This is a genomic window from Corynebacterium sp. KPL1995 (genome assembly GCF_000477935.1).
Classification (GTDB): Bacteria; Actinomycetota; Actinomycetes; order Mycobacteriales; family Mycobacteriaceae; genus Corynebacterium; species Corynebacterium pseudodiphtheriticum.
In genome coordinates this window covers 528,440-551,402 of sequence record NZ_KI515715.1, presented here as the reverse complement: position 1 = coordinate 551,402, position 22,963 = coordinate 528,440, and the positions used below count along the sequence as shown (strand labels likewise).

Sequence of the window (22,963 nt, the reverse complement as noted above, 5' to 3'; positions counted from 1 at the left end):
CAGGACAGGCGTGGGATAGACGCGGGGAGGGGCTTAGGCCGGGTTGCGCATGACCAGGTGGCTCATGGAACCACCAGCGACGATCAAGCCGGCTAAGAACAACAGAATGTAGGTGCTTGGGTTTTCGCCCAGGCCAGAGTTGTTGGCGCCAGCGGATTTAATTTTGAAGTTTCCGGAACCGTTTTCGTAGCCGGTGGTCTGGCCTTCCCCAGACAGCGGATTATCAGCACCGCCTGCGACGTCACCGGTGCCACCGCCACCAGCGACCTTGCCGGTGCCCCCAGCACCGCCGGAACCAGCGGCACCGCCCGCGGTGCCAGAACCAGAAGCGCCTCCGGCTGCAGAGCAGTCGCCCGCACCGCCGAGCTGGGCATCAAAGTTCAGCGGATCCAATTCCAGGCCGGGCTCGTAGAAACCGGCGAAGGCCTTTGCACCGGTATCGGTCAGGAACACTCGAGCTTTACCACTGGCCTTGTTGGCATCCACATTGAGCGAGTCGAACTGCAGATCTGCGACCGCTACGCGGCCGAAGTTGAGTTTTTCGCCTTCCATGGTGGACGAGCGGACGTCGGCAAGCAGTTTGCCGGAGTTGCCGTTGAACGTGATCTCTGGGTTCGAGACATTCAAATCCAGCACGCCGTGGTGGCCATCGAATTGCACCGCGCCGTTGTGCCGGATGCTGCCAGTTTTCGCGCCAGTATCTACGTTGCCGGTGTTACCGCTGAAGCGGTACTGGCCGTCGACGTAGTCGCTACCCTGCAGCGTCCAGGATCCCTTGGCAATAGAACCGGTGATGTACGAGCGGAAAGACTTCTTCAAACCCCAACCCAGTGTGGAAGAGGTGACCCCGGTGGCATGGCATTGTTCGCCCGCACCGCCTGTGCCTGCTTCGCCCGTGTTGCCACCTGCGACGTTGCCGGTTCCTCCACCAGCGCCAGCTGCATTGCTGGCACCACCACCAGAGGTAGTTCCGCCACCCGTACCACCGGTGCCACTGTTGCCACCAGCGCCACCGGATTGAGACTGAGCGGAATTCGAGTTACCGCCGCCCGATCTGCTGCCACCGGAAGTCGTGCCGCCACTGTTGTTCCCCGTGCCGCTGGTGCCGGAGCCGCCGCCGAAGCGTTTCTGATAAGACTCGTATTCATCCAAGAACGCCTGGCTGTTGCCCATGAACGTGGTGAAGGCGTTCAGGGTGTCGTTGGATTCTTGCAGCATGGACATGATTTCTTTGTTGAAACCAGTGAAATTGCCCTTGATGGTGTTTAGCGTGCGCTTGTTACCACCGGAACCTGAGCCACCAGAATTGCCACCGGAATCGCAGCTACCATCGGTTTTAATGGCACCGGAGGTCGGATCCATTTCTTGGCCCGCGTCATAAGCCAAGAACAGCTTTTGACCTTCGGCGGTCAGGTTGGTGGTGCCGGCCAGGTTGACCTCACTGGCGCCGGATTCGACCGGGGTGTTCAGGTTGATGGTGGCGATGGCGACGTCGTCGCCGGTGATTTGCGGGCCGCGTTTGCTGGTGTCGACCATGTCGGATTCATAGGAAACGTAGTCGACGATGATGTCTGCCCGGTTGCCTTCGGCGCGAACCTTCCAGTCTGAAAGCGTCATATCCAGCAGGTCGATATTAGTTTTGCCGTGGTGTCCGTGGCCATTGAACTTTAGTGTGCCGTTGAAGTTGAAGGTGACACTGTTGCCGTTGGCCTCGGTCTTTTTCGGGGAGAATACGAAGGCACCGTCCGGGCCGGTCTCGCTGCCGCTAAAACCGATGCCGTCTGCTCCCCAGCCGCCTTTCGCTACTGGGCCCTGGATGTAGTTGCGGTAGGACTGCTTGATGCCCCAGTTGAAACTGCATTGTTCTGCCGCATGAGCGGTGGGGGTGAATGCTACAGCCAGCGCACTGAGCGAGCCTAAAGATAAGGCAAAGCTACTGGCTATAGCGCGGCGGGAAAGCGTGCGTAGTCGAGACGTCGACTGCTGAGACACTGTGGACTCCTAAACTCATGCAGGTGTCTTTCAGGTACCGCGCGGTTCCGGGCAGGATTTCCGCGCAGGCAGTGGTGAATAGACGCGGCGGTAAAACTGTGTGAAATGTGGGGTTGTCCTGCAGATATTCTTCTAGCAGAGCTTCCCGAATTTTGTGCATCTGTAGAATACCTGGAAAACCTAAGAAATAATAGGCTAGGCTAAAACCAATTGGCCATGTCTTTGTATTTTATTCAGGAGAAAACCCGTGAATGCCCCCACTGCCAGCTCTTTTCGCAGTCTTTATCCGGATGTGAATCCTACTAATGGTTTACCCCTCACTGGTGTGGAAAGATTAACCTTAGTTGTTGCCTGCATGGTGTTGATCTATGGCTGCGTCAACGGGGAGTTGCTCATCGCTGGCGTTGGCTTGGCTCTGCTGCTGTTTGCTGTCGTGGCGCTATCGCAAAAGACGGCCCGTCGTATTCGTTCCGAAGCCAGAAATCGCTTCCCGGCTGAAGATTGGAGTGAATACCGCACGGCCAGTCGCCTGAATCTAAACCTCTATATTCCATTGATTTGGCTGGTGATCATCGCGATGACGATGGCCGGATTCTGGTGGATCCCACACGATTATTCTGTGCTCGGCGGGGCGCTGATTGCCGCGATCTCCGGGGTGCTGATCTGGTTTATGCCTGGTGCCAACCCGGTGTGGAACCGCCGTCTGCGCAGCGAACAAGGCGTGCAGTGGGCGCCGGTGAATCAGCGCTCGCAGAACCCAGGACCGGACACCATGCACTAGCCAACCCCACGGCGCGTGGATTCTTCCCGCTCTATACTGGGCGGGTATGGCACAGATGAAACTGCTGGTGGACTTGCCAGGCGCGCTGGTGCGTACCCCGCGTGACGCGCGCGACCGAGCATTGCTGCAGGCTGCAGGTATCTATGACGTGGCCTCGGAGCAAGCGCAGAAATTCTGGCAGGTATTCGCCGGTCTCCGCCCAGCCTATTTCAGCGGTGACCTGGGCGATCAGCGGTTTTGGCAGCAAATGATCGCCCGCGTAGGCCTGGACGATTGCGATATTGCCGAGGCCATTGCCGCCGATACCAACCCGTCTAACCATCTGGATACCGAGGTGTGGGGCTGCATCGATAGCCTGCTGGACGCCGGCATGTCCGTTGGTGGCACCGCTAATTGTTCATTGAGCGAGGCGCAGAACTTGCGCAGCCAGCACCCGCAGTTCGCAGAGCTCGATGCCCTGGTGCTTTCCTGCGATATCGGGGTGGCGCTTCCCGACGAACGCATGCTGGAAGTTGCTGCCGACGCGATCGGGGGCAGCGTGCGCGAGACGATGTTTATCAGCACGAACGAGGGCCATCTGGCTGCTGCGGCGGAGCTTGGGATGTGCGCCCGGCTGTATTTGGGCGTCGGGCAACTGTGTGAATTGGTGGACCAAGTTTCACGTTAAACATGCCGTCGGCAAGCACTATCGCATTAGCATGGTGGCATGGCTTTGATCCTTCCTTTTAATGGCAAAACTCCGCGCGTGCACGAATCGGCTTTCATCGCCCCGAATGCCACCTTGATCGGCGATGTCGAAATTGGTCCGCAGGCTTCTGTGTTTTATGGCTGTGTGTTGCGCGCAGATTCCAACCGCATCAAAGTTGGTGCTCGCACTAATATCCAGGACAATTCGGTGTTGCACGTCGACGCCGATGCCGATTGCGTGCTTGGCGACGACGTCACCATCGGCCACATGGCGCTCGTGCACGGAGCGCACGTGGGCAATGGAACGCTGATCGGCATGAAATCCGCGTTGCTTTCGCGCTCAGTGATTGGTGCCGGCGCGCTGATTGCTGCTGGGGCGGTGGTGCTGGAAGGCGCGGAAATCGGGGATAAAGTCTTGGCCGCTGGGGTGCCAGCAAAGGTGCGCCGCGAGCTTTCCGACGAAGAGTCTCAGGCGTTCATCCCGCACGCAGCAAAATACGTGGAAACCGCTGCCGCGCACAAAGAACTCAACGGCTAGCCCACTGAACCAGCTGAACCAACTGAGCCCACGTAGCCCGGCGAGCTCGTTTATCCCACGCAGCCCGTTGAGCCGACGTAGCCTGGCGATCCCGCGTACGGCTAATCGTCGCTGGGCACCAGCTTCAGCGGCTCACGCAACATCTGATCCAGTGCCGCCGCACGTGTAATGGAGCGCACGACTTCCTCGTGAGTAGGCACCATGCGCATCTTCGGGGCTTTCTCCTTAGTCATGATCTCGCGGACGGTAGCGGCAAAGATCTTCGGAGCGAGTGGATCATCCACGAAGGCCGAGCCCGCCACTACCACCGTGGAAATCTTGTGCTCTTTCACCAGATCCACCGTGAGTTTCGCTAGTGCGCTGGCGCGGGCATCCAGGATTTTACGCACTGCGGTGTCCGAGTCCGCGATGGCGACGGCGTCGGCAAGAGTCTGTGGGGAGTACTCGGCTGGCGCAGAAGAAGCACTTTCCGTGGCCGGGGAAAGGGCTGCAATCTGTTGCAGAATATAGTGGGTGATCAGGGTTTTTTCCGGGGCTTTGGCAGAAATATCCAGCTCTGTGTTGCTGATCGGCGGTAACACGTCGATGGGGTGTACGCCGGAAGGGTTGGTATAGGCTGCGCCGATGGAGTCGTCGGCGAACAGCACCAACGTGCGCTCGGAATCATCGGAAACCAGCAAATCACCAGCCTGCATCTCGGAACCAAGGATCGCCGGTACTGCCGAGGACACCGAAACCGGCACAGAGAACTGATAACGCAAGGAAGCAGCAACGTCGACTTGCTCCCAGCCCAAGTTTGGCGCGCTAACCACGCCGTCGCGGCTGACCTGGCCAGAGGTGGTCACACCCACCGATAACAACGTGTGCTCCAAACCGGTAACCAAACGGTGCAACCCGGCCATGATGTGCTGGATGAAGTCGCTCTCGGTCAGCTCGGCGACGGGAGTGTCAATGGTGGACTCGCGGATGGTACGGCCGCGAATGTCGAACACTGACAGGAAAGTTTCTTTCGTGCCCACCGCAATACCGGCGAGCATCCACAACGGCTTCGCGAGCTCCACCGGTGTCGTTGGGCGACCGCGGCCATGCGAACGGGCGAGATCATCACGAGCAACCACATACCCTTCATTGAGCAACGTGGTGATCGCGCGTGTGATCGTCGGCTGAGACAAACCGGTGGCGGTAATCAGGTCTGCCCGGCTAATCACAGACTTCTGGCGGATTACATACAGGCATTTCGCAGCAGGGGTGGTGGGCTGGCCGAATGCCTGGGGGTGCTGGAAAGACTCTGGCGGTGTGCCGTTGCTGTGGGCAGCTGCTTTTCCAGTCGCTGTTCCTGGTTCCTCCATGGCTATTAAGAATACTATGAACCCCTGGCGGTACCGGCGACTGACCTGCATAAAAACCCGCGTGTGTGGCAGCCGGGCAAACGTCGGCAAGCAGGCACTACTGTGACTACTGTGACTGCTGGGGCAGTTGTAAAAACCAACGGTATACGGTGGGACGACTAACACCGGGCTGGGTGGAAACTTACCGGCAAATGGGTTTAGACTCACCTGCTATGAGTAGCGAATCGACCGCAGACGTGCGCGAAAACCGCGCCGGGCAGCAGTGGACCCAGGACCGCACCGAGCCGCGTCCGCCGTCCTTGCTGGATGCTTCCTGCGAGAATTTTGTCTATGACTTAGCAGAACTTTCCCCCACCGACGCCACCGCGTGGGGCATTGCGGGCTACGACGACAAGCTGGAGGATTTCTCCCCGGAGTATTACGAGGCCGTAGCTGATCGCACCCGCGAGATGATCGAGGACGTCAACGCACTCGACGAAGCCACCGATGAGTCGGATGACGACGACGATTTCGACGAAGTCGATTACGTCACCGCGAACGTGCTGCGCGACCGGCTGCTGTTGGAATTGGACCTGCACCATGCTGGTGAGACCGAGGCGGCGCTGAACAATATCGCTTCGCCAGTACAGACCATTCGTGACATCTTGGTGTTCATGCCCAATGAGTCCACCGAGGACCTGGATAATCTGCGCTCGCGGTTGAGCTTGGTGCGCAACAGCTTGGATGGTTACCGCGAATCGCTGAAGGACGCCTGCGCGCATGGGCACTCGCCGAAGTATCGCCAGGTGGATGCCGTGGTGAACCAGTGTGAGGATCTGGCACAGCCAGGCTCGCTGTTGGAGGGGCTGGGCCTGGACCCGCATAGCCAGGAAGTGGTTGACGCTAAGGCTGCTTTTGGTGAGTTTGCGGATTGGTTGACGCTGGAAGTGGTGCCGCAGTCCAGTTCCCGTGATGGGGTGGGACGTGACCGCTACGAGCGTTTTTCGCGGCTTTTCGTTGGCGACAGCGTGGATTTGGATGAGGCCTACCAGTGGGGCCTGGAGCAGCTGCGGGAAATCAGCGAGGCACAGCGCAAGACTGCGGCGCAGATTTACGACGACGAGACGGATTGTCGTGAGGTTTTCCGTCGGCTGAATCAGGATCCGAAGTACCTTTTGCGTGGCACCGATGCGCTGGTGCAGTGGATGCAGGAGAAGGCCGACGCCGCGATTACCGCGTTGCACGGCACGGAGTTTGATATTCCGGAGCCGGTGCGCACCATCGAGTGCAAGATTGATCCGGCTGGTACTGGTGGTATTTTCTACACCCCACCGTCGGATGATTTCGCGCGCCCAGGCCGCATGTGGTGGTCGGTGCCGAAGGAGACCACCACTTTCCACACCTGGCAGGAATTGACGACGGTGTACCACGAGGGCGTGCCGGGCCACCACCTGCAGTTGGGGCAGACGCTGATGGAACGGGACAACTTGAACCTGTGGCGTCGTGTGGCCTGCTGGAACTCCGGCCATGGTGAGGGCTGGGCGTTGTATGCCGAACAGCTGATGGCGAAGTTGGGCTTTTTGGATGATCCGGGCTTCCGCCTGGGCATGTTGGATGCGCAGCGTCTGCGTGCGGCCCGTGTGGTGCTGGATATAGGCGTGCACCTGGGCAAGAAGGTGCCGGATGGTCCGGGCCACTGGGATGTGTGTTACGCCAAGAACTTCTTGCGTGATAATTGCGCGTTGGATGAGGCCACGTTGTCGTTTGAGCTGGATCGCTACCTGGGTTGGCCGGGGCAGGCGCCGTCGTATGCGCTGGGGCAGCGCATGTGGTCGGATTTGCGCGATGCTGCCGTGGCGCAGGGCATGAGCGTGCCGCAGTTCCACGCGGAGGCGTTGAGTTATGGCTCGATCCCGATGTCGATTCTGCGGGAGCAGATCCTGGACTAGGTTCGAGAAATCTGCATCAAAATGCTGCAGGCGGGAACTTAATGTCGATTGCTGACGGCGCGTCCGTTTTTGTTAAGGCTGCTTATAGGAACGTCGCTGTCGTCGGGCATTGCTCCAACCGGTTCGGCGGGGTCCGGGCTTTCGGGTTTTGGGCCGCATAAACAGGGTGAGGCCATCGAAATCCGTGGGCTCCCAATCATGTCGGTGAGTACGGAATTCCATTCCTTGTTCATTCTTGGCTGCTTGTACTAGTAGAGCACGCCCGTCTTTGCAAAGTTCCACTGTTCTTGTCCACAACAGTTCACGGATTCGTGCTGATGGGGTGCCGACAAATACCCCTGGGCTGACCTCTGTCAGCCATTTTGTTAGGTCACCGCGTAACCCAGCTGGGCATGCGGTGACGATGAGAACGATCATTGCGATTGTGCCTCTTCGTATTCAGACCAGTTCATGCCTGCAGAAACGACTTCCAACTCACTCCACAGGTAAAGTTCGGCGTCGCTGAACGGCTCTTCGTCGGGCACGCTCATGACGGATTTGAGGTCGTGGACCATGCGTTGCATAAGACGCTTGTCGACGACTGCATCGCGGAGAAGACGTCGCACAAGTGGAATTGGATTATCTGGTGCGGCTGCCACTGCGGAAAAGCGGCGGGAATAGCAATCTCAGCTTTGTAAAGATCTGCGATGTCGTAGACGAAAGCCCGATCAGTTCCACTGTGCACAATTCCCAATGCTGGAATGAATCCGAGCCCGACCACCACGGCATGTGCGATGCCGTACAGAGCCGCACTCGCCGTAGTCAATGCTTGATTGATTGGTGTTGCAGCTTCAAAGTCATTGGGATCGTATTCCCTTCGATTCCAGGCAATTCCGGTTCGCTTTGCTTCTGCAGCATAGACTCTTTTCATACGTGCACCTTCTCGGCCACGTAATTGTGCCATGGTTAGTGCAGATACGTCTTCACCTGGAAAACGTAAGCTGTACATTTTTCGTGCACAGTCCAATCGTTTTCTTTGGTTGGTGACTATTTCTGCATGAATTTCTGCCATGCGTGACGATTTAGCAGGAGGCCTTCCATGCGCGTAATAACGAACCCCACGTTGCCCGGCCCAGACGGTTGCTGCACCTGCATCACCGAGTAGAGCCATGGCTGCATAAGTGATTCTGGTACCAGGGCCGAGGATAAGCACAGCCAGTTTTGTAGCTGGCACATGAGCAACGCCGCGCTGATCAGTTATGGTCAGCGCGTTGCCATCCCGGTTTACAACTGCACGTTCTACGTACAGAAATGAGACGCGGTCGCTCATTTGTGACAGTGCTTGTCGAGTGATGGGAACTTCACTAGGTGTGGACATTGTGGTTACCGCGCGGGTGCAAGAGTAAGTAGTCCGCAGCCGTAGCCACGAGCTCGACCGATTCCTTGTGTGAGAGCAGTACGCAGTTTGGTCGCGTCGGTTACTCGTAAGGTACCGCTAAAACGAGCTTTCGCAATGCGGACTGGTCGGTTGTTGTTCCCCGTTTGTTTTGAGCGCTGGAAGTGATCAGTCCACCGCTCAGTGACCACGCCAGTCTCAACTTCGAAACCAGATTGAGCAGCCTTTTTGTGCAGCCAATTAAGTTGGTGTTCGGCTGAGACGTGTGCTCGTATTTTACCGCGTTTTCCCTTTGCGAATTCTGAATATGTTGGGTTTGCAACTAATTCAAAATGCCAATGCTGTCCGGCCATTAATGTGTCGAGGAAGCGTTGATAATCAGCAGATTCTGCTGGGCGGGTATCCCACCCTGCTTGTTCCACTAGGTGGTTGCCGGTGGGTTTTTCTGGACCAACAATATAGAGCACGTGGTCATGTTGCCTTTTATCGGCACGCCACAAGACACGCGCATTGGATTCGTCTAAGTCTGGGGGAAACGAGGACCGTACAGCAGCATGCATGGCTTGTGGGTCAGTGAGGAGCTTGCGACCTCCTCGGCGTGCTGGGTTGATTTGTACTCGGGTCAGTGTGGTCATGCGCGTAGCACCGCCTCAAAAAATCGGTCTGGATCAGAACTTGCTTCTGAACCCGCAGGGTTATCAAGCACTACATCTTCGCATTGGAGGACACCTCTCCATCCGTACTGGCGGTGTTGTGGATCGAAGGAAATAGGTATGTCTTGGCGTGCTTCTGCACCTTCTTCAGTGATCTCCGCATCTCGGTAGATTGCGAGATACACAGTCTTTGGGGATTGCTCCTGGTGGTTTTTTGTGGCATGCCAGGTTTTATGTTTACGAAGCGATGTCTCTGCATCGTGCTCTGTGACCCCAATGACTAATCCTGGATGCACTGGGCAAGACCTTCGTCCCATGAATAATGGAAATCTTGGGTTGCGTAGCGCTTCTGCCATACCTTCGAGTAGCTCTTTGTCGCTAGATTCGATTGCGACAACAAATGCTGCATCGGAGAGGAAATATCGAGTTGATAATTTCGCAGATGCGGTGGGTTTAGACTGCCAGGGATGTGCGGTTTGATAGTCACGTAGCAGCCTGCCAGATTGATCGACTCGCACAGCGAATTTCAATGCGGTTAAGTCCTCGACGGGGTCTGTTCTCCGGCGTCCTTCGGCAGCAGCGAGCAAACCGATAATCCCAGATTTAGTTGGGCGCTCAGCGGTGGCTCGGCTGCTGTACCGTGAGGCATCGCCCCAAGATTGGAGCGGTCCTTTCAACAGAAGTAAGAGTGAATGCGTCATTTTACTCTCCAGCTGCGCGGCGAAGCTCGTCGGAAATTTTGTTCTTGAGGTCTGGGAGCGTGATAGTTTCCGCGAGGTTTTGGAATGGTTTGGTTAGTTCTCCGATTCCGAGGACAAACGCAGCGCGCGGTGTGAAACCATAGATGCTTTCAATATTGTGGGCTTCTTCAGCCAGTTTCTGTGCACCAACTTCGCGGCGAGATGCTGATTCGGTTGCTTCGACTGGCGATTCAAAAGCATTTACCAGCGAAATCGGCCGGGAATCACGCACAGTGATGTAGACGAGGTCTGGCAAAGTTTGGTTGGCGAAGGTGTTAATTTTGCCGGTTGGCATCGACTTGATGAAAGCATCGATGAATTGTTCCGTCGCCTGGAACGCGTTTTCGCGGGAATCCAGATTCTCTGCAAGTGAATCGACATTAACGGTAGCGTAGCGGTATAGCGTCGACGACATCATTTGCACAGTACCGAGCATGCCAGCGCCGGTTTCTTCGCCTTCTTCTGCTAAATCGTCGACCGCGGTAAAGAAATCAAATTCTGGTGCACTCGCGTGAATTCCCAGGGCATGGGCAACCTGTACTGATGCATCCACGTTGTATGCGGCATCATCAGCGACCATTCGACCGAACATGCTCATATCCACGGAATGGCCGGTGTCCAGGATTTCTTGCGCCTCGTTTTTCTTCAAATTTTCGCCGTCACGTTCCAGAAGCTCTGAAACTGCGCGATCAATTTGGTGTTGGCTCAAGAACAACAGGTACCCAGTTTCGGGGTAGGGGTTTGCCTCTACTCCGTTTTCAATGTCTTTTTTGGATAGCTTTTGCACAGAGGTTTTGATTTTAGCTGCTTTGAACAGCTGTTCTGTACGGCTGATTGCTTCAGCTTGTTCCAGACCAGCGTCTTCAAGTTTGCGTGCGATTTTTTCCGGTAAACGCTTAGAACGGTCACCGATCTGCTCTGGATCAAAATTGTCCTCGAAGAATTTGCGGATGGCGCGCTTCCACGATTGCGAAGAAACTCGTTGACGTGGGGTTCCACCGAATACAGCGGATTTTGGTGCCCCGGTGTCATCACGGTTGATCAGTGATGGAGGAATAGTTTGCAGAGCGTGGGTATCAACGATGAGAGACATAGGAATTGTCCTTTCTGGTCAGAAGATTAGGAAGTAGGTTCGGTTTTGGTTTGAGCTGATGGACGCATAGCTCCGACTGCGAAATCTCTGCCCCAACGGAGCAAAACCCCGGTACGACGTTCTGGGTGGGTCAGGTTCCGTAGATCGACGGCGAACTGACCGTAATGGAAGCCCAGTTGTTGAGATCGCAGCAGCGTGATCAGTGAGCGAAGATGGATGATCCGTGTCTCTTCACTACCGGCAGCCTGCATCGCGTCGAAACGAAGCTTGATTGATTTGCTGTCCGCCCCGCGGTACAGCTGTCCACATGCATTCGCAAAGGACATGGTAGGAATGTGCACTGGCGCTGACGCACTTTGCATGTGTAGGCCAAATAGTGCGAGGGCATGGAATGCTGCCTTTTCAGACGGTGACATCGCGTCAGAGTGTCCAAGTTCGGCATCGCTCAGTGGCGGATTCATGGTCATCAGCACCCGTTGCAGACTCAGCGGGTCGTGTTCAACGCTGCGAGATACGCTTTTCCGAAGTTCTGCGAGAGCACCCCGCGCCTGCGCACCGTCAGGTGTATGTCCGCGCTCCAGATAATCACGTTGTAGCTGTGACACCGTGGAGCTGACACTATGCTTAAGATTTGTTTCAGTCATTTGATTTTCCTTTATGCTCAGTAGCTTTTTGATCTTTTAGTAGTGGTAGATCCTTTCTCAGTCGGTAACGCAATGCCCTGTACAGCGATCCAGCGTTAATAATTCGCGCATTTGCTTCCTCATCTCCTTCAAGGGTTCTTCCGATCATGGCTTTTTGTCCGGCGCCGCGAACAAGCTCTTCGGCGATGAGCAGAAGCTCTTGTTCGATTTGGCCCTGCCATGACACAGCCTTCTGTTCGATATCCTCTGGGCTAAGGTTGCGCAGCCAGGAAACGAAATGTGGTTCAAGGATTGTGTATAAACGGTCGGCTACGTCAGCATCGAAGGCATAGTCCCCACCTGCTGCAACCGTCAGTTGTCCTGAGAACCAGCCCAAGGAAATTGCAGCGTTTTTGGTTGCTTCCGCAGCATCTCGGACGATTTGGCGGTGTGCCTTCGACAGCCTGTCGTTGCGCAGCAGATGTAGTGGTAAGCCGATACTCGCAGACACGATTGTTGCTACTGAAGATGCCTGTGCTCCATATTCCATCGATACAATGGCGACGTCGAGTGTCTCGGAGTTCCCAGTCACCTTGGAAATTCGTGCGAGATTGTCCAGGTTTGCGGGCCTGATGGGGGCGCGATCTTTCCCTTTGAATCCAGGATCTCCATCGACGACAATCAGCGGATCGAGTGAGCGCCACATGGTTCGCTTAGTGTCATAAGGACGTGCGTAGTAGGCGTCTAGCCCTTTTTTCGATTTATTTGGGCTAAAGCGATAAGGGGTCATCGGATCTTCGAGCACATTTTTTCCGGCATCGGGGATTCGATCCCCATTGCTTACCAAAACCCGTGTCACCAAGACATTGTCCGCGTCAACGAATAACCTCACACGACGTGACTGCCAAGTGGCAAGGTCAGCCGCTCCTTGTGGCTGGGGCTCCTTGGAGCGCTGAGCCGCGGTATCCTGCTTTCGTTCCCAGGCCGGTTCATCTTTGGCGCTATCAATGACCGCCGATTCCGGGGTATTCAGAATGAGCGTTTCTAGCAGGTTGTTGCCGATGACATAGGTGCCGCCAGTCATCCCTGTCCAGCCCTGACCAATCGGAGATCCTTTACCTTCTTTGACCCGTTCGTCACCGACTGCCCCTGATTTAATTCCGGAGTAGTCATAGGCGTGCGTGTGAATCAACCACCGTGCTGCTTCGGGGTAGGATAAACTTTGTCGGCCCGCGGCGGTACGCATGGTGAAGTAATCTTTTTCTGCGTCAGGAATAATACGTGATACTTCTTGTTGAGTATTCGATGACGTGTGTAGATCTGCCACCTGCATGAATGGATTTTCTGCATCGAGTAAATCGAAACGGTGATGAACCGTTGCAAGATAATCTAAAACTGTGTCATCAACACCGGTGGCGTTTAATTGTGTGCGGGTGTCAGTCCACCATTCGTCCCATTCGAATTGCGCGAGGGCGCGCCGGTCCGTTAGTTCTTCTGCGAGCTTGTGGTGATGTGCGCGCCAGAAAATAGCGAGGAGCACGCGTAACACTGCGTAATCTTGGGTAGGAGAATCACCTACGATGGCTAAAGCTTCGCCGGAACCATCGAAAATTTCACGAATGCTCAGTGTACGAGCACCATTGACAGTCCGGCATGGAATCCAAGGCTCATCGATGAGATTAAAGGTATTGGTAGCTGGTGTGTCTCTGTGTTGGGTTGCGGTCATTGTGATCACCTCTAATTTTGTACGGGGCTGCTTTGTTACTAGTAATTAAACGTAATTGCTGGCGGTAACACGAATGTTGGAAGTATCGCTCAAACATTCGATTCCGAGCCGGTTGGAATAACACACCTGGAACCGTCCTAGTTGACATGAACCCTCTGCATTTAGCTGAAGTGCAAGCTGTCCTTTAAGTAGAAAGTGTTGCGACCAGTTCTCGGGCGTATTTCTTTCCAGCGTGGTGATAACCTCGTCAAAATCACGGTCATACCTGGTCATTCGTGTCGGAAGACGTACGGTGCTTGTCGCTAGGTAGTGGGCGTCTGAATAATTCAATTCTGAACTTTTCAGAATTTCTGTTTTTTTGCCCCACGGCGTGTAACCATAATCTGTTCCGATGATGGGGATTACTTCTACGGCGGGTTCGGCGTCTCGTACCTGGGCAGCGCCGGTCTCTTCATTGTTGTTGATGACATCTTGATGCTTTCTTTCGAATAGTCTCTCCAAGCTTTTAGCTGCGAACGGTGAACATGTGCGGTAGGTTTTAGAACGCGCATGCGCTCGCTCGATCCGCGCACAGCTTTCTTCCTCGGCTGTTTGCCAAACCTCATGCCAGGCGGCGGGAATATTTTGTTCACCTTCATAGACTGCCCGCACGAGTGGTTCGATGTCATCGGGCCTGCGGAAGGTATCCGGCAGGTGCAGCAGCGTAGCGAGGATAATTTTGGGGTCGTAGATCGTCATCGCGCCGCTATCGATCTCCGGAATTGGTGTGAGGGCATGAACGCCGCGGATGTACATGGCGGGGTTACACAGCTGATCAGGCCTATCGCTGGCCGGGCGTTGGTGGCGGTGCACCCGGCCAAGTCGTTGTATTAGCAGGTCAATTGGAGCGATGTCGGTGAGTAAAACATCGGCGTCGATATCCAGGCTTTGTTCGGCAACTTGGGTTGCAACGACGATTTTCCGGAATGGGCGCGTTGTTGAACGGTTTGCATCAGGCCCTAGCTGAGCGCGGAGCATATCTTCTTTTGCAGTGCGATCCCGCGCGGTAAAACCTGCGTGATGGAGTTCAGTTTCACCGGGGAATGTTTCTTCGACAGCAGCTAATGTTTCTTGTGCGCGAGCGATTGTATTGCAGATGATCAAGGCGCAGCCACCGTCGACAAGCAAATCCTGCAGTAGAGTCGTGAGTGCAGTGAGCTCATCGCCGATGATATGAACCTGTGCGGTGAGGTTTGTCGGTGTTGGCTCCGGTGTCACGTACTGTGTTTCAGTTTCGTTGGCTACTGTAATTAGTGGATATGCTTTTGGCGCTAGAGCAGATGACGCCCCGGTATAAGCCTGAATTAGTGCTTGCCGACGTTGTGGTGGGAGGGTCGCAGACATCATGATGACGGATGCGCCATAAAATGCGAGCCATTCGAGAGTGGTTTCCAGGTAGTCGGAAGTATAGGCGTCGTATGCGTGTACCTCGTCGAAAATGATGATCTTTCCAGCTAACGCCGTGTGACGGAGCATGGAGTAACGCTGCTGCAAAGCGAGCATCAGAACTTGGTCGACGGTACCGACGACAATGTTTGCTAGTAATCCGCGTCGTCGACCACTCATCCATGAACTGGCAACGACATCGCCACTGGTTTTATGTGAATTGTTGGGATTTAGTCGATCTTCTCCGATCTCCCGGAAGCGGAGCTCTTGATAGGGCCGCGATAATTGGTTTTTGGAATGTGCTAGATAGAGGGATGCTACTGACGATGCTTCAGTGGTTTGTTGGGCCCAATTGATGGTGCGTTCGAGAAGGCCATTCGCAGTGGCCATTGTGGGAGCGGCGAAATAAATTCCTTGAGATTGCTGCGCGTGCCCCAAAACGTGGGCTGCTGCCTGGGCACCTTCGGTTTTGCCAACTCCGGTTTCGCCTTCGAGAATAAAAAGGCTGGGCTGTTTTATGTTTAGGGCGATTTCTACCATGGATTTTTGGACAGGTCGCGCTGTGAACGTATCTGGCCAGCCGAAAGATTTTGTAAAAAAGTGGTCAATATTTTGAAGTGGCAGTTCTGTTGTCCATGGACCAGTAAGGTCTGTTGCGGCCATTCCGTTGGTTATTCGCTCGGTTTGGCTACCTGTAACCTGCATCGGGAAAGCTTCTGCGTTTGATGCAATCCAGTCGGCCATGACAACTAGTCCTGTAAGCAGTTGGGCATCGCCAGCGTGGAAGCTTCGAGTTTTGTTGAGTGCGGCAATGATCTTGTAAAAATTTGTGGATTCTGCCATTGAGTCGAGCAATTCGCTGTGAACATTGCGCCAAGACGTGGGGTATTCATCCATGACGCGGGAGATGTTTTCTTGTTCTGAGCTTGAAGAAGCGATTCCGTGGTGTGCGTCGACGGTTGATGAAAGCCAGATTGCTAATTTTGGTTTTGCATCATGTTGACTGAGCCAGGACTGTAAGATAACACCAGATACAATTCCATGAGGCATCTTTTGTCGACCCAGCTCGAGAGTGCTTTTTGTGGTGTCGAGCCCGGAATCCGAAACATTTGCTGCTAGGTGGGCGTAGTCTGGGAGTTGGTCGAGTTGGGTTTGGAAAGTTTTGCAAGCTTTCCCTATATCATGCACTCCGGCTAGGAAAGTGTAGAGAGCGCGAAGCTGGGCTACCGAAATTCCAAGATGGTGGCCGAGGTTTTGCTTGATGGAATCGCTTACCCAGATATCGAATACGGCGGCAGCTGTGCAGGCACTGTCGACAAGATGTTGTGGAAGATTGAGGTAGCCAGATTCGTCGCCAGATTTTGCCCACAATGATTTCGCTTGGTGGCTTTTGTTCGTCACCCACGATTCCATGTTGTTTGCAAAATCAATTGTAGATTTTGGCAAAAATGATGTGGTGTCCATTTGGCTCTTTCGTTAATGCTAATTACGTGCTCTACTTTTCAGTAGTAGCAAGTTCTGGAAATTGCTGCAACTTATATCCCCTTGGAACCTTATCAAGTAAGTTGTGAAAAAACACCGAATCGTATTCTGGGCGTCTGTTGAGCTGCGGCTTTTGGAATATTAAATTGAAGGATAGCCCCGCAGTGGCGGGGGTGAGCCTTTACTTGATAATGGTTCTAATTTTTCCCTGCGCTGGCGGGGCTTTATATCAGTAATCGTGCGTGATAAGTTATATCTAATTGGCTCGAATGCTCTGTGTTGATCCAGGTCAGCGAGTGTTTTCCCCGCGCATGCGGGGATGAGCCTTTTGCGGATTCCCAACCGACTTTGAACTAACAGTTTTCCCCGCGCATGCGGGGATGAGCCCCCTTGCCGTGGTAGCCAGGGTCACCCTGGCGGTTTTCCCCGCGCATGCGGGGATGAGCCCATTGTTGCCTTTCTGTTTTGTTGGGTGAAGGGGTTTTCCCCGCGCATGCGGGGATGAGCCGTCTTTGATCAGGAATTCTTGATACCCGTTTAGGTTTTCCCCGCGCATGCGGGGATGAGCCTTTGATTCACGCGTCCCACATGCAGCAGATAGCAGTTTTCCCCGCGCATGCGGGGATGAGCCCCTTTACGACGAAGTCTGGGGCAGCCCTTGCTCGTTTTCCCCGCGCATGCGGGGATGAGCCTGCACGGAATTATCTTCAACGCGCAAATCGAACGTTTTCCCCGCGCATGCGGGGATGAGCCCGCGCGCAGGTTATTACTCATTGGTGGCCTCCTGTTTTCCCCGCGCATGCGGGGATGAGCCGTACTCTATGGACGGCGACGTTGAGATCCTGCTGTTTTCCCCGCGCATGCGGGGATGAGCCCGCGCGCAGGTTATTACTCATTGGTGGCCTCCTGTTTTCCCCGCGCATGCGGGGATGAGCCGTACTCTATGGACGGCGACGTTGAGATCCTGCTGTTTTCCCCGCGCATGCGGGGATGAGCCTTGCATTGTGTAGGGCTTGCCATCACCACATTAGTTTTCCCCGCGCATGCGGGGATGAGCCTAGGTCATCGACAACTTGGGTTGCTCCATCTGAGTTTTCCCCGCGCATGCGGGGATGAGCCCCCCACCGGGGCGAGCCAATCCGACTGTGCATCGTTTTCCCCGCGCATGCGGGGATGAGCCGTAGGCGTTTCGACGCACTTCGGCGTGGATTAAGTTTTCCCCGCGCATGCGGGGATGAGCCTCCCTGTGGGTGGTGATTCAAACCTCGCACTACGTTTTCCCCGCGCATGCGGGGATGAGCCGGCCATCATTGTGCGCGATTCGATTAGCACTTTGTTTTCCCCGCGCATGCGGGGATGAGCCCGATGGGGATAAAAACGCCGGCGAAAATGACGAGTTTTCCCCGCGCATGCGGGGATGAGCCCTCGAATACGGCGACGAGACGGTATACCGAATGGTTTTCCCCGCGCATGCGGGGATGAGCCCCGTTGTCCTTCGCGTGCTCTTCGTATTGCTGGGTTTTCCCCGCGCATGCGGGGATGAGCCTCATGTCGGCCGGAATGCTTGGCCGGGTTTCAAGTTTTCCCCGCGCATGCGGGGATGAGCCCGAGGACTTTAGGGCCTCGGTTGACCGGACTGTGTTTTCCCCGCGCATGCGGGGATGAGCCCTCGAATACGGCGACGAGACGGTATACCGAATGGTTTTCCCCGCGCATGCGGGGATGAGCCTAATTGTGTGGGGTTTCCGCTTCGCCCGCGATAGTTTTCCCCGCGCATGCGGGGATGAGCCCTACTGCATGCGCGAAGCCCACGACATTGCTTCGTTTTCCCCGCGCATGCGGGGATGAGCCCCCGCCCTCACAGTGCATTTCAACGATGTTGTTGTTTTCCCCGCGCATGCGGGGATGAGCCCAATGATTATGGCGGCGGTGGCTAGTGCTGCGACGTTTTCCCCGCGCATGCGGGGATGAGCCCTGTAGCCGTTTTGGAGAGGGCACACTATGACTGTTTTCCCCGCGCATGCGGGGATGAGCCCCCGGGAGGTTGACTGAATGCCAAACGCCGACGGTTTTCCCCGCGCATGCGGGGATGAGCCCCGGGCGCTTCGTAAACCGGTTTTTATCGCGCCCCATACAGCCGGTAGCAGTGATGGCGACATTGACGAAAGGCCACAGGTACAGGTGTGGCGAGACAATCGAAAGGAAGAAAAATAATTATGGAATCTAGTGAATTTCGCGTACTCCGCATTGCGCTGGGGCTATCGGCCCAGGATGTGGCTAATGCGTGTTATGTGAATGTGAGGACTGCGCAGCGGTGGGAGACAGTGAATAAGCCCCCGGCTGATGCTGCTGAGTGGATTTCGGGCAAGTGGGAAAAAATGGTTGAGCGCGCGGATGATCTTATCGCCGAGGTGGAGCGCAGTGGTCTGCTGCCTTATTTTTATGATAATGCGCGGTGCCGTGAGCGTACGGGCATGAGGGCGTTTGAATACCAGACGTTGCTTGGTCATGTGAAGATGGAGCTTACACGGCGGGGTGTGGTTTTTGAGTTCGTCGCGGCGTGAATTTAATTCTTCTCCCCAATTTGCAATGCCGTAGGTTTTCCCCGCGCATGCGGGGATGAGTGGTTCGCAGGAGCAGTTTTAGATTTTGGGATTAAAATAAGGAAGTTTGAATACTTGATATTCCCCGTTGTACTACTTTTCTGTACGACGATATTTTCCCTATTTCTAACATTTGCAACCTTTGTGAAAAAATATTTCAGCTGTTTTCAAATGGTATAGATAGGTTAAGTCCCACACTGTATATATTGTCATCTATTCTTTACGCATTGACGATATATGTAATGGTGAAGTCGTATATACCGTACGGTGTTTTCCTCTTTTTGGGGCTTTTGATATTTTCCTCAGGGTATACGCGTCAAAACTATGGAACTTCGGACTGAAATACTTTGGTATGCCCAGTAATAATTCTTAGGGCACTTCACTGTATGCGGCTTCCTCGCGTGCACGTGATGCGCTGGTGATCACCACCCACGGTGAGGCGAGTGCGCTGCTGCCGGATGATTCGCGGGCTGCGGAACATATTGCGGGGTAGGGCAGAATCTGTGCGCGGCTGTCCCCACGATCGGTTAGGCGTCGTTACGAGCGCGCTGCGCGAGCTTATTGCCCAACGCCTGGATCACCTGCACCACGATGATCAAGATGATGACGGTCAGGATGATCGCCACAGAATCGAACTGCTGGTAACCATAGGATACTGCCAGGTCACCAACGCCACCACCACCGATGGTGCCGGCCATAGCCGTGGCCGAAATCAGGGTGATTGTCGACGTGGTCAGCGCCAAAATGATCGAGCTTTTGGCTTCAGGAAGCAAAAAGTACCGGATCGTCTGCCACAGCGACGCCCCCATGGACTCGGCCGCTTCCAAAATACCTTCGTTGACCTCAAGCACAGATTGTTCGATGAGACGTGCCATGAACGGCGCGATAAAGATCGTCAGCGGCACGAGCGCGGCAGTCATGCCAATCGAAGTGCCCACCAATGCGCGGGTGAACGGGATGATCGCCACCATCAAAATCACGAAAGGCAGCGAACGTACTGTATTCACTAGGAAGTTAGTGGTCTGGAAAAGAACGCGCTGCGGGTACAAACCGTGTGGGCGGGTCAGCACCAAAATGATGCCCAATGGGATACCACCCAGCGTGCCCAACAACAGGGAAAACCCCACCATGTATAAGGTTTGCCAGCCCGCCTCGGCATATTGTTCCAGGGTGACCTTGGTATCCAGGATCTGCGTAATATCCATTAGCCGACTACCTCCACATCAATATCGGCTTGCTCATTCATCCACCGCACCGCCTCGTCGAGCAGGCTGGAGGCCTGTGCATCGTTGCCCGTGGTCTTGTGCGCAGCATTGTGGACCGTGAGACCCAGCACCAGAGTCCCGACAGTTCCCGAGCGCAGCAGGGTATCGGAGGCGTGAATGATATCGGTAGAAATGCCTTTGTTAACCAGGTGATTAACCAGGTCTTTCGCAGCACCGTGCCTGTGAACCAAGCGAACGACTGCCCCGTAACCGGCATTGTCGGTCACTTCTTGTACAGCGTCGGGAAGCGAATGCGGCAGAACATTTTCCACGAACCGGCGCGTGAGTGACTGCTGTGGGTGTGCAAAAACCTCCGTCACCGAGCCTTTTTCGATGATCCGGCCGTTTTCCATAACCGCCACGGTGTCGGCGATCCGGGCAATCACGCCGATCTCGTGGGTAATGATAATGACGGTGATCCCAAGCTTTTCGTTGACCCGCATGATCAGATCGAGGATCTGGCCGGTGGTCAACGGGTCCAGTGCAGACGTGGGTTCGTCGCACAGCAAGATCTTCGGATTGGTCACTAGCGCACGGGCAATGCCGACGCGTTGCCTTTGCCCGCCAGATAACTGTTTGGGCAGGTGATCGGCGCGTTCCGCTAGCCCCACCATCTCCAGAACTTCGGTGACGCGCTGCTCAATTTCACGCTTCTTCGCTTTCGCGAGCACCAGTGGCATGGCGACGTTTTGCGCCACCGTTTGGGTCTCTAGCAGGTTGAAATGCTGGAAGACCATGGAGACCTCGCTGCGTAGACCACGCAACTGCTTTTTTGATAGTGCGCCGAGGTCCTGGTCGAGTACGCGCACCGTACCGCTGGTTGGTTTTTCCAGGCCGTTGATGGCGCGCAGCAGCGTGGACTTGCCAGCGCCACTGGTGCCGACGACCCCAAAGATCGAACCAGACGGTATTTCCAGGTTGATGTCTTGCAGCGCGTTGATTTCACCAGATTTACTGGTAAACGTCTTATGTAAATCGCGAAATAATACTTCAGGCATGGCAGATGTGCAGATCAGGGTGCGGCCGGACTAGTTGGTTAGGGACTCTGGGATGAACCAGTAGTCGTCCTCATTCTGTCCCTCCAGGAAGTCAAGGAACTCTTCTGACCTGTACGCATCGATGACAGCCTGTGCCCACTTGGCATCCTTCTTATCTTCGGTGGTTACTGCCTGCAAGATCAGGTCGTCGCTAAGATCCTCACTTTCCAGGGCAAGCGCAGGGTCCACACCGGAAGAATAGGAAATGGAACCTGGGATGATGCCCCAATCAACGTCGTCCAGGGCGCGTGGGATCGTGGCCGAATCCATCGGTTGGATTTTCAGGTCGTGTGGGTTTTCCATGATGTCATTAACGGTGAGGAGCTTCTCGTCGGCATCATCATTCATGGTCAGCCAGCCGAGCTTGACCAAGATGCGGAATGCGCGGGTTTGGTTAGAAGCATCTTGTGGGATGGCCACGGTTTGGCCCTTGTCGACGCCGTCGAGAGAGCCAATGGACTTTGAGTAGATCTTGGTCTTTACCGTCGGAACATCGGTGAGGTTGATCAGGTCAGCGCCGGTTTCATTGTTGTAGACGTCCATGTACGCAATGTGCTGGTCGACGTTGAGGTCAACTCGGTCTTCCGTGAGGGCAACGTTGGCCTGTCGCAACTCGGAGAAGTCCGTGTAATCAATGGTGTAACCTTCATCGCTCAAGATTGGCGCAATACCGTCTTTAAATAATTCCGAGTAGGGGCCGGGGGAAGTGCCGACTTTAATTGTGTTCTCGTCGTCGGCATCACCACCGGCGCACGCGCTGAGGGTAAAGGCGGTAGCAGTAGCTGCCACTGTTGCGGTGATCTTGGAAAATGTTTGTTTCATTTGTAGGTCCTTGTCCGTGGTTGTTTTTCGAATGGGTTTGGTTTCGTTCTGATTTCTTGGCAGGAAATCGTACGTCTACACACAGTAGACCAAATAGTTCAAAAAGTATAGACAGAGCGGTACGGAATGGCGGAATTGTCTTACTTAATGGCGCTTATTCGCTTAATTGTTCGATGTGGGTGTGGTGTATGTGCACTGTTCTCGTAGGCTTAATGGTGGGAAATGAAACCAACGATAAGGAGTCGCAATATGACATTCAATGCACCATTCACTCACCACACCAAAACTGCTGAGAAGCTGCAAAAACTAGCCAGCTACGCTACTGGCGCCGGCGTGATTGCCGGGGTGCTCGCATTCTTTATTGCTTTAGACGACACTGGAAGCGCTATTGCTGGCGTTCTCATTTCCGCCACTGTGATTGTTAGCGCAATACTTGCGGGCGGGGTAGCTTACGCGATATTTGTCATTATGGAAATCGTTGCGAAAGTGGTGAACGAAGACGCGGCACGTGCGTATCGGGAGTGACAAATGGGTAGTGGAGGTGATGAGTGAATTTTCAACTTCTCACATAACATAACACCCTGTGTTAAGTAGTGTTATGTTGCGCCGGGTGAGCTAAAGCTACTGGTCAAAGGGCTGGCATGTCGCCAAAAATGAGTGTAGTGAGCGAACATAACACCTTAACTTCCCACATAACATAACACCGGTGTTATGTTGAGTGTTATGTTCAGGTTGGGCCTGAATCCGGCTTCTTTCTCTTTCTTTTTGTTAAACCTTGGATGATTTCAGCTACAGCACTGACAGCGGTTATTGCTAGAAAAGCGGCAAAGAAGAACCAAGGAGA

Annotated in this window: 18 protein-coding genes, 1 pseudogene and 1 CRISPR repeat array; of the genes and pseudogenes, 6 read left to right on the top strand and 13 right to left on the bottom strand. The window is 54.7% G+C overall.

Annotated features, from left to right (window positions below; translation table 11 throughout):
• Nucleotides 1-33: 33 nt before the first annotated feature.
• On the bottom strand, nt 34-1,944 hold the full coding sequence (locus tag HMPREF1292_RS02455) for an HtaA domain-containing protein (protein WP_084521396.1): 1,911 nt from the start codon (nt 1,942-1,944) through the stop codon (nt 34-36).
• Nucleotides 1,945-2,347: 403 nt separating this feature from the next.
• On the opposite strand from HMPREF1292_RS02455, the gene HMPREF1292_RS02450 reads away from it, so the two are divergent.
• From HMPREF1292_RS02450 to HMPREF1292_RS02440, 3 genes are read left to right on the top strand one after another with little or no spacing between them, the layout of a single operon-like run.
• Nucleotides 2,348-2,773, top strand: a complete 426-nt coding sequence (locus HMPREF1292_RS02450; RefSeq protein ID WP_051137350.1) for a hypothetical protein — start codon at nt 2,348-2,350, stop codon at nt 2,771-2,773.
• Nucleotides 2,774-2,819: 46 nt separating this feature from the next.
• Entirely contained in the window at nt 2,820-3,440 is a 621-nt protein-coding gene (locus HMPREF1292_RS02445) for an HAD family hydrolase (protein ID WP_023018597.1), read from the top strand.
• Between the two features lie 39 nt (nt 3,441-3,479).
• Entirely contained in the window at nt 3,480-3,998 is a 519-nt protein-coding gene (locus HMPREF1292_RS02440) for a gamma carbonic anhydrase family protein (protein ID WP_021352842.1), read from the top strand.
• A 101-nt stretch (nt 3,999-4,099) separates the two neighbouring features.
• Here HMPREF1292_RS02440 and HMPREF1292_RS02435 read toward each other — a convergent pair whose 3' ends face one another.
• Nucleotides 4,100-5,347 carry an ROK family protein gene (locus HMPREF1292_RS02435; RefSeq protein WP_023018596.1) on the bottom strand — a complete coding sequence of 416 codons (1,248 nt, stop codon included), beginning with the start codon at nt 5,345-5,347 and terminating at the stop codon, nt 4,100-4,102.
• Nucleotides 5,348-5,559: 212 nt separating this feature from the next.
• Between HMPREF1292_RS02435 and HMPREF1292_RS02430 the strand changes: the two genes are divergently transcribed.
• Nucleotides 5,560-7,275 carry a DUF885 domain-containing protein gene (locus HMPREF1292_RS02430; RefSeq protein WP_051137423.1) on the top strand — a complete coding sequence of 572 codons (1,716 nt, stop codon included), beginning with the start codon at nt 5,560-5,562 and terminating at the stop codon, nt 7,273-7,275.
• 72 nt (nt 7,276-7,347) lie between these two features.
• Here HMPREF1292_RS02430 and cas2e read toward each other — a convergent pair whose 3' ends face one another.
• The 8 genes and pseudogenes from cas2e to cas3 form a co-directional block, all read right to left on the bottom strand.
• Nucleotides 7,348-7,692, bottom strand: coding sequence for a type I-E CRISPR-associated endoribonuclease Cas2e (gene cas2e, locus HMPREF1292_RS10620; protein ID WP_023018594.1), 345 nt, complete (start codon nt 7,690-7,692; stop codon nt 7,348-7,350).
• A pseudogene (gene cas1e, locus HMPREF1292_RS02425) lies at nt 7,689-8,632 on the bottom strand (type I-E CRISPR-associated endonuclease Cas1e). Before cas1e ends, cas2e begins: the two are co-directional and overlap by 4 nt.
• Before the next feature lie 5 nt (nt 8,633-8,637).
• Complete coding sequence (cas6e, locus tag HMPREF1292_RS02420; RefSeq protein ID WP_023018591.1) at nt 8,638-9,285, bottom strand: type I-E CRISPR-associated protein Cas6/Cse3/CasE; 648 nt, start codon at nt 9,283-9,285, stop codon at nt 8,638-8,640.
• Complete coding sequence (gene cas5e / locus HMPREF1292_RS02415) at nt 9,282-10,004, bottom strand: type I-E CRISPR-associated protein Cas5/CasD (protein WP_023018590.1); 723 nt, start codon at nt 10,002-10,004, stop codon at nt 9,282-9,284. The genes cas6e and cas5e overlap by 4 nt, the downstream gene beginning before the upstream one ends.
• Before the next feature lies 1 nt (nt 10,005).
• Nucleotides 10,006-11,136 (bottom strand): type I-E CRISPR-associated protein Cas7/Cse4/CasC, encoded by a 1,131-nt coding sequence (gene cas7e, locus HMPREF1292_RS02410; protein ID WP_023018589.1) that lies wholly within the window; start codon nt 11,134-11,136, stop codon nt 10,006-10,008.
• Between the two features lie 26 nt (nt 11,137-11,162).
• Complete coding sequence (gene casB, locus HMPREF1292_RS02405) at nt 11,163-11,780, bottom strand: type I-E CRISPR-associated protein Cse2/CasB (RefSeq protein WP_023018588.1); 618 nt, start codon at nt 11,778-11,780, stop codon at nt 11,163-11,165.
• A complete protein-coding gene (casA, locus tag HMPREF1292_RS02400) occupies nt 11,773-13,485 on the bottom strand; it encodes a type I-E CRISPR-associated protein Cse1/CasA (RefSeq protein ID WP_023018587.1) in 1,713 nt (570 codons plus the stop codon). The genes casB and casA overlap by 8 nt, the downstream gene beginning before the upstream one ends.
• 45 nt (nt 13,486-13,530) lie before the next feature.
• Entirely contained in the window at nt 13,531-16,323 is a 2,793-nt protein-coding gene (gene cas3, locus HMPREF1292_RS02395) for a CRISPR-associated helicase Cas3' (RefSeq protein ID WP_156912280.1), read from the bottom strand.
• Between the two features lie 367 nt (nt 16,324-16,690).
• A CRISPR array of direct repeats spans nt 16,691-18,488; the repeat unit is 28 nt; unit sequence GTTTTCCCCGCGCATGCGGGGATGAGCC.
• A gap of 120 nt (nt 18,489-18,608) precedes the next feature.
• Between cas3 and HMPREF1292_RS02390 the strand changes: the two genes are divergently transcribed.
• Nucleotides 18,609-18,956 (top strand): hypothetical protein, encoded by a 348-nt coding sequence (locus HMPREF1292_RS02390; RefSeq protein ID WP_023018581.1) that lies wholly within the window; start codon nt 18,609-18,611, stop codon nt 18,954-18,956.
• A gap of 566 nt (nt 18,957-19,522) precedes the next feature.
• Here HMPREF1292_RS02390 and HMPREF1292_RS02385 read toward each other — a convergent pair.
• The 3 genes from HMPREF1292_RS02385 to HMPREF1292_RS02375 are packed head-to-tail and all read right to left on the bottom strand — an operon-like array spanning nt 19,523 to nt 22,119.
• The gene (locus HMPREF1292_RS02385; RefSeq protein WP_023018580.1) at nt 19,523-20,200 is read right to left on the bottom strand and encodes a methionine ABC transporter permease; all 678 of its coding nucleotides are present in this window, start codon (nt 20,198-20,200) and stop codon (nt 19,523-19,525) included.
• Entirely contained in the window at nt 20,200-21,258 is a 1,059-nt protein-coding gene (locus HMPREF1292_RS02380; protein WP_023018579.1) for a methionine ABC transporter ATP-binding protein, read from the bottom strand. Before HMPREF1292_RS02380 ends, HMPREF1292_RS02385 begins: the two co-directional genes overlap by 1 nt.
• Before the next feature lie 30 nt (nt 21,259-21,288).
• Nucleotides 21,289-22,119 carry a MetQ/NlpA family ABC transporter substrate-binding protein gene (locus HMPREF1292_RS02375; protein ID WP_023018578.1) on the bottom strand — a complete coding sequence of 277 codons (831 nt, stop codon included), beginning with the start codon at nt 22,117-22,119 and terminating at the stop codon, nt 21,289-21,291.
• Between the two features lie 249 nt (nt 22,120-22,368).
• Between HMPREF1292_RS02375 and HMPREF1292_RS02370 the strand changes: the two genes are divergently transcribed.
• On the top strand, nt 22,369-22,644 hold the full coding sequence (locus HMPREF1292_RS02370; RefSeq protein ID WP_023018577.1) for a hypothetical protein: 276 nt from the start codon (nt 22,369-22,371) through the stop codon (nt 22,642-22,644).
• Nucleotides 22,645-22,963: the final 319 nt, after the last annotated feature.

Excerpts from the sequence above, each read along its gene's own strand:
- HMPREF1292_RS02450 (WP_051137350.1), top strand. The coding sequence starts at position 2,348 with ATGGTGTTGATCTATGGCTGCGTCAACGGGGAGTTGCTCATCGCTGGC.
- HMPREF1292_RS02445 (WP_023018597.1), top strand. The coding sequence starts at position 2,820 with ATGGCACAGATGAAACTGCTGGTGGACTTGCCAGGCGCGCTGGTGCGT.
- HMPREF1292_RS02440 (WP_021352842.1), top strand. The coding sequence starts at position 3,480 with ATGGCTTTGATCCTTCCTTTTAATGGCAAAACTCCGCGCGTGCACGAA.
- HMPREF1292_RS02435 (WP_023018596.1), bottom strand. The coding sequence starts at position 5,347 with ATGGAGGAACCAGGAACAGCGACTGGAAAAGCAGCTGCCCACAGCAAC.
- HMPREF1292_RS02430 (WP_051137423.1), top strand. The coding sequence starts at position 5,560 with ATGAGTAGCGAATCGACCGCAGACGTGCGCGAAAACCGCGCCGGGCAG.
- cas2e (WP_023018594.1), bottom strand. The coding sequence starts at position 7,692 with ATGATCGTTCTCATCGTCACCGCATGCCCAGCTGGGTTACGCGGTGAC.
- cas6e (WP_023018591.1), bottom strand. The coding sequence starts at position 9,285 with ATGACCACACTGACCCGAGTACAAATCAACCCAGCACGCCGAGGAGGT.
- cas5e (WP_023018590.1), bottom strand. The coding sequence starts at position 10,004 with ATGACGCATTCACTCTTACTTCTGTTGAAAGGACCGCTCCAATCTTGG.
- cas7e (WP_023018589.1), bottom strand. The coding sequence starts at position 11,136 with ATGTCTCTCATCGTTGATACCCACGCTCTGCAAACTATTCCTCCATCA.
- casB (WP_023018588.1), bottom strand. The coding sequence starts at position 11,780 with ATGACTGAAACAAATCTTAAGCATAGTGTCAGCTCCACGGTGTCACAG.
- casA (WP_023018587.1), bottom strand. The coding sequence starts at position 13,485 with ATGACCGCAACCCAACACAGAGACACACCAGCTACCAATACCTTTAAT.
- cas3 (WP_156912280.1), bottom strand. The coding sequence starts at position 16,323 with ATGGAATCGTGGGTGACGAACAAAAGCCACCAAGCGAAATCATTGTGG.
- HMPREF1292_RS02390 (WP_023018581.1), top strand. The coding sequence starts at position 18,609 with ATGGAATCTAGTGAATTTCGCGTACTCCGCATTGCGCTGGGGCTATCG.
- HMPREF1292_RS02385 (WP_023018580.1), bottom strand. The coding sequence starts at position 20,200 with ATGGATATTACGCAGATCCTGGATACCAAGGTCACCCTGGAACAATAT.
- HMPREF1292_RS02380 (WP_023018579.1), bottom strand. The coding sequence starts at position 21,258 with ATGCCTGAAGTATTATTTCGCGATTTACATAAGACGTTTACCAGTAAA.
- HMPREF1292_RS02375 (WP_023018578.1), bottom strand. The coding sequence starts at position 22,119 with ATGAAACAAACATTTTCCAAGATCACCGCAACAGTGGCAGCTACTGCT.
- HMPREF1292_RS02370 (WP_023018577.1), top strand. The coding sequence starts at position 22,369 with ATGACATTCAATGCACCATTCACTCACCACACCAAAACTGCTGAGAAG.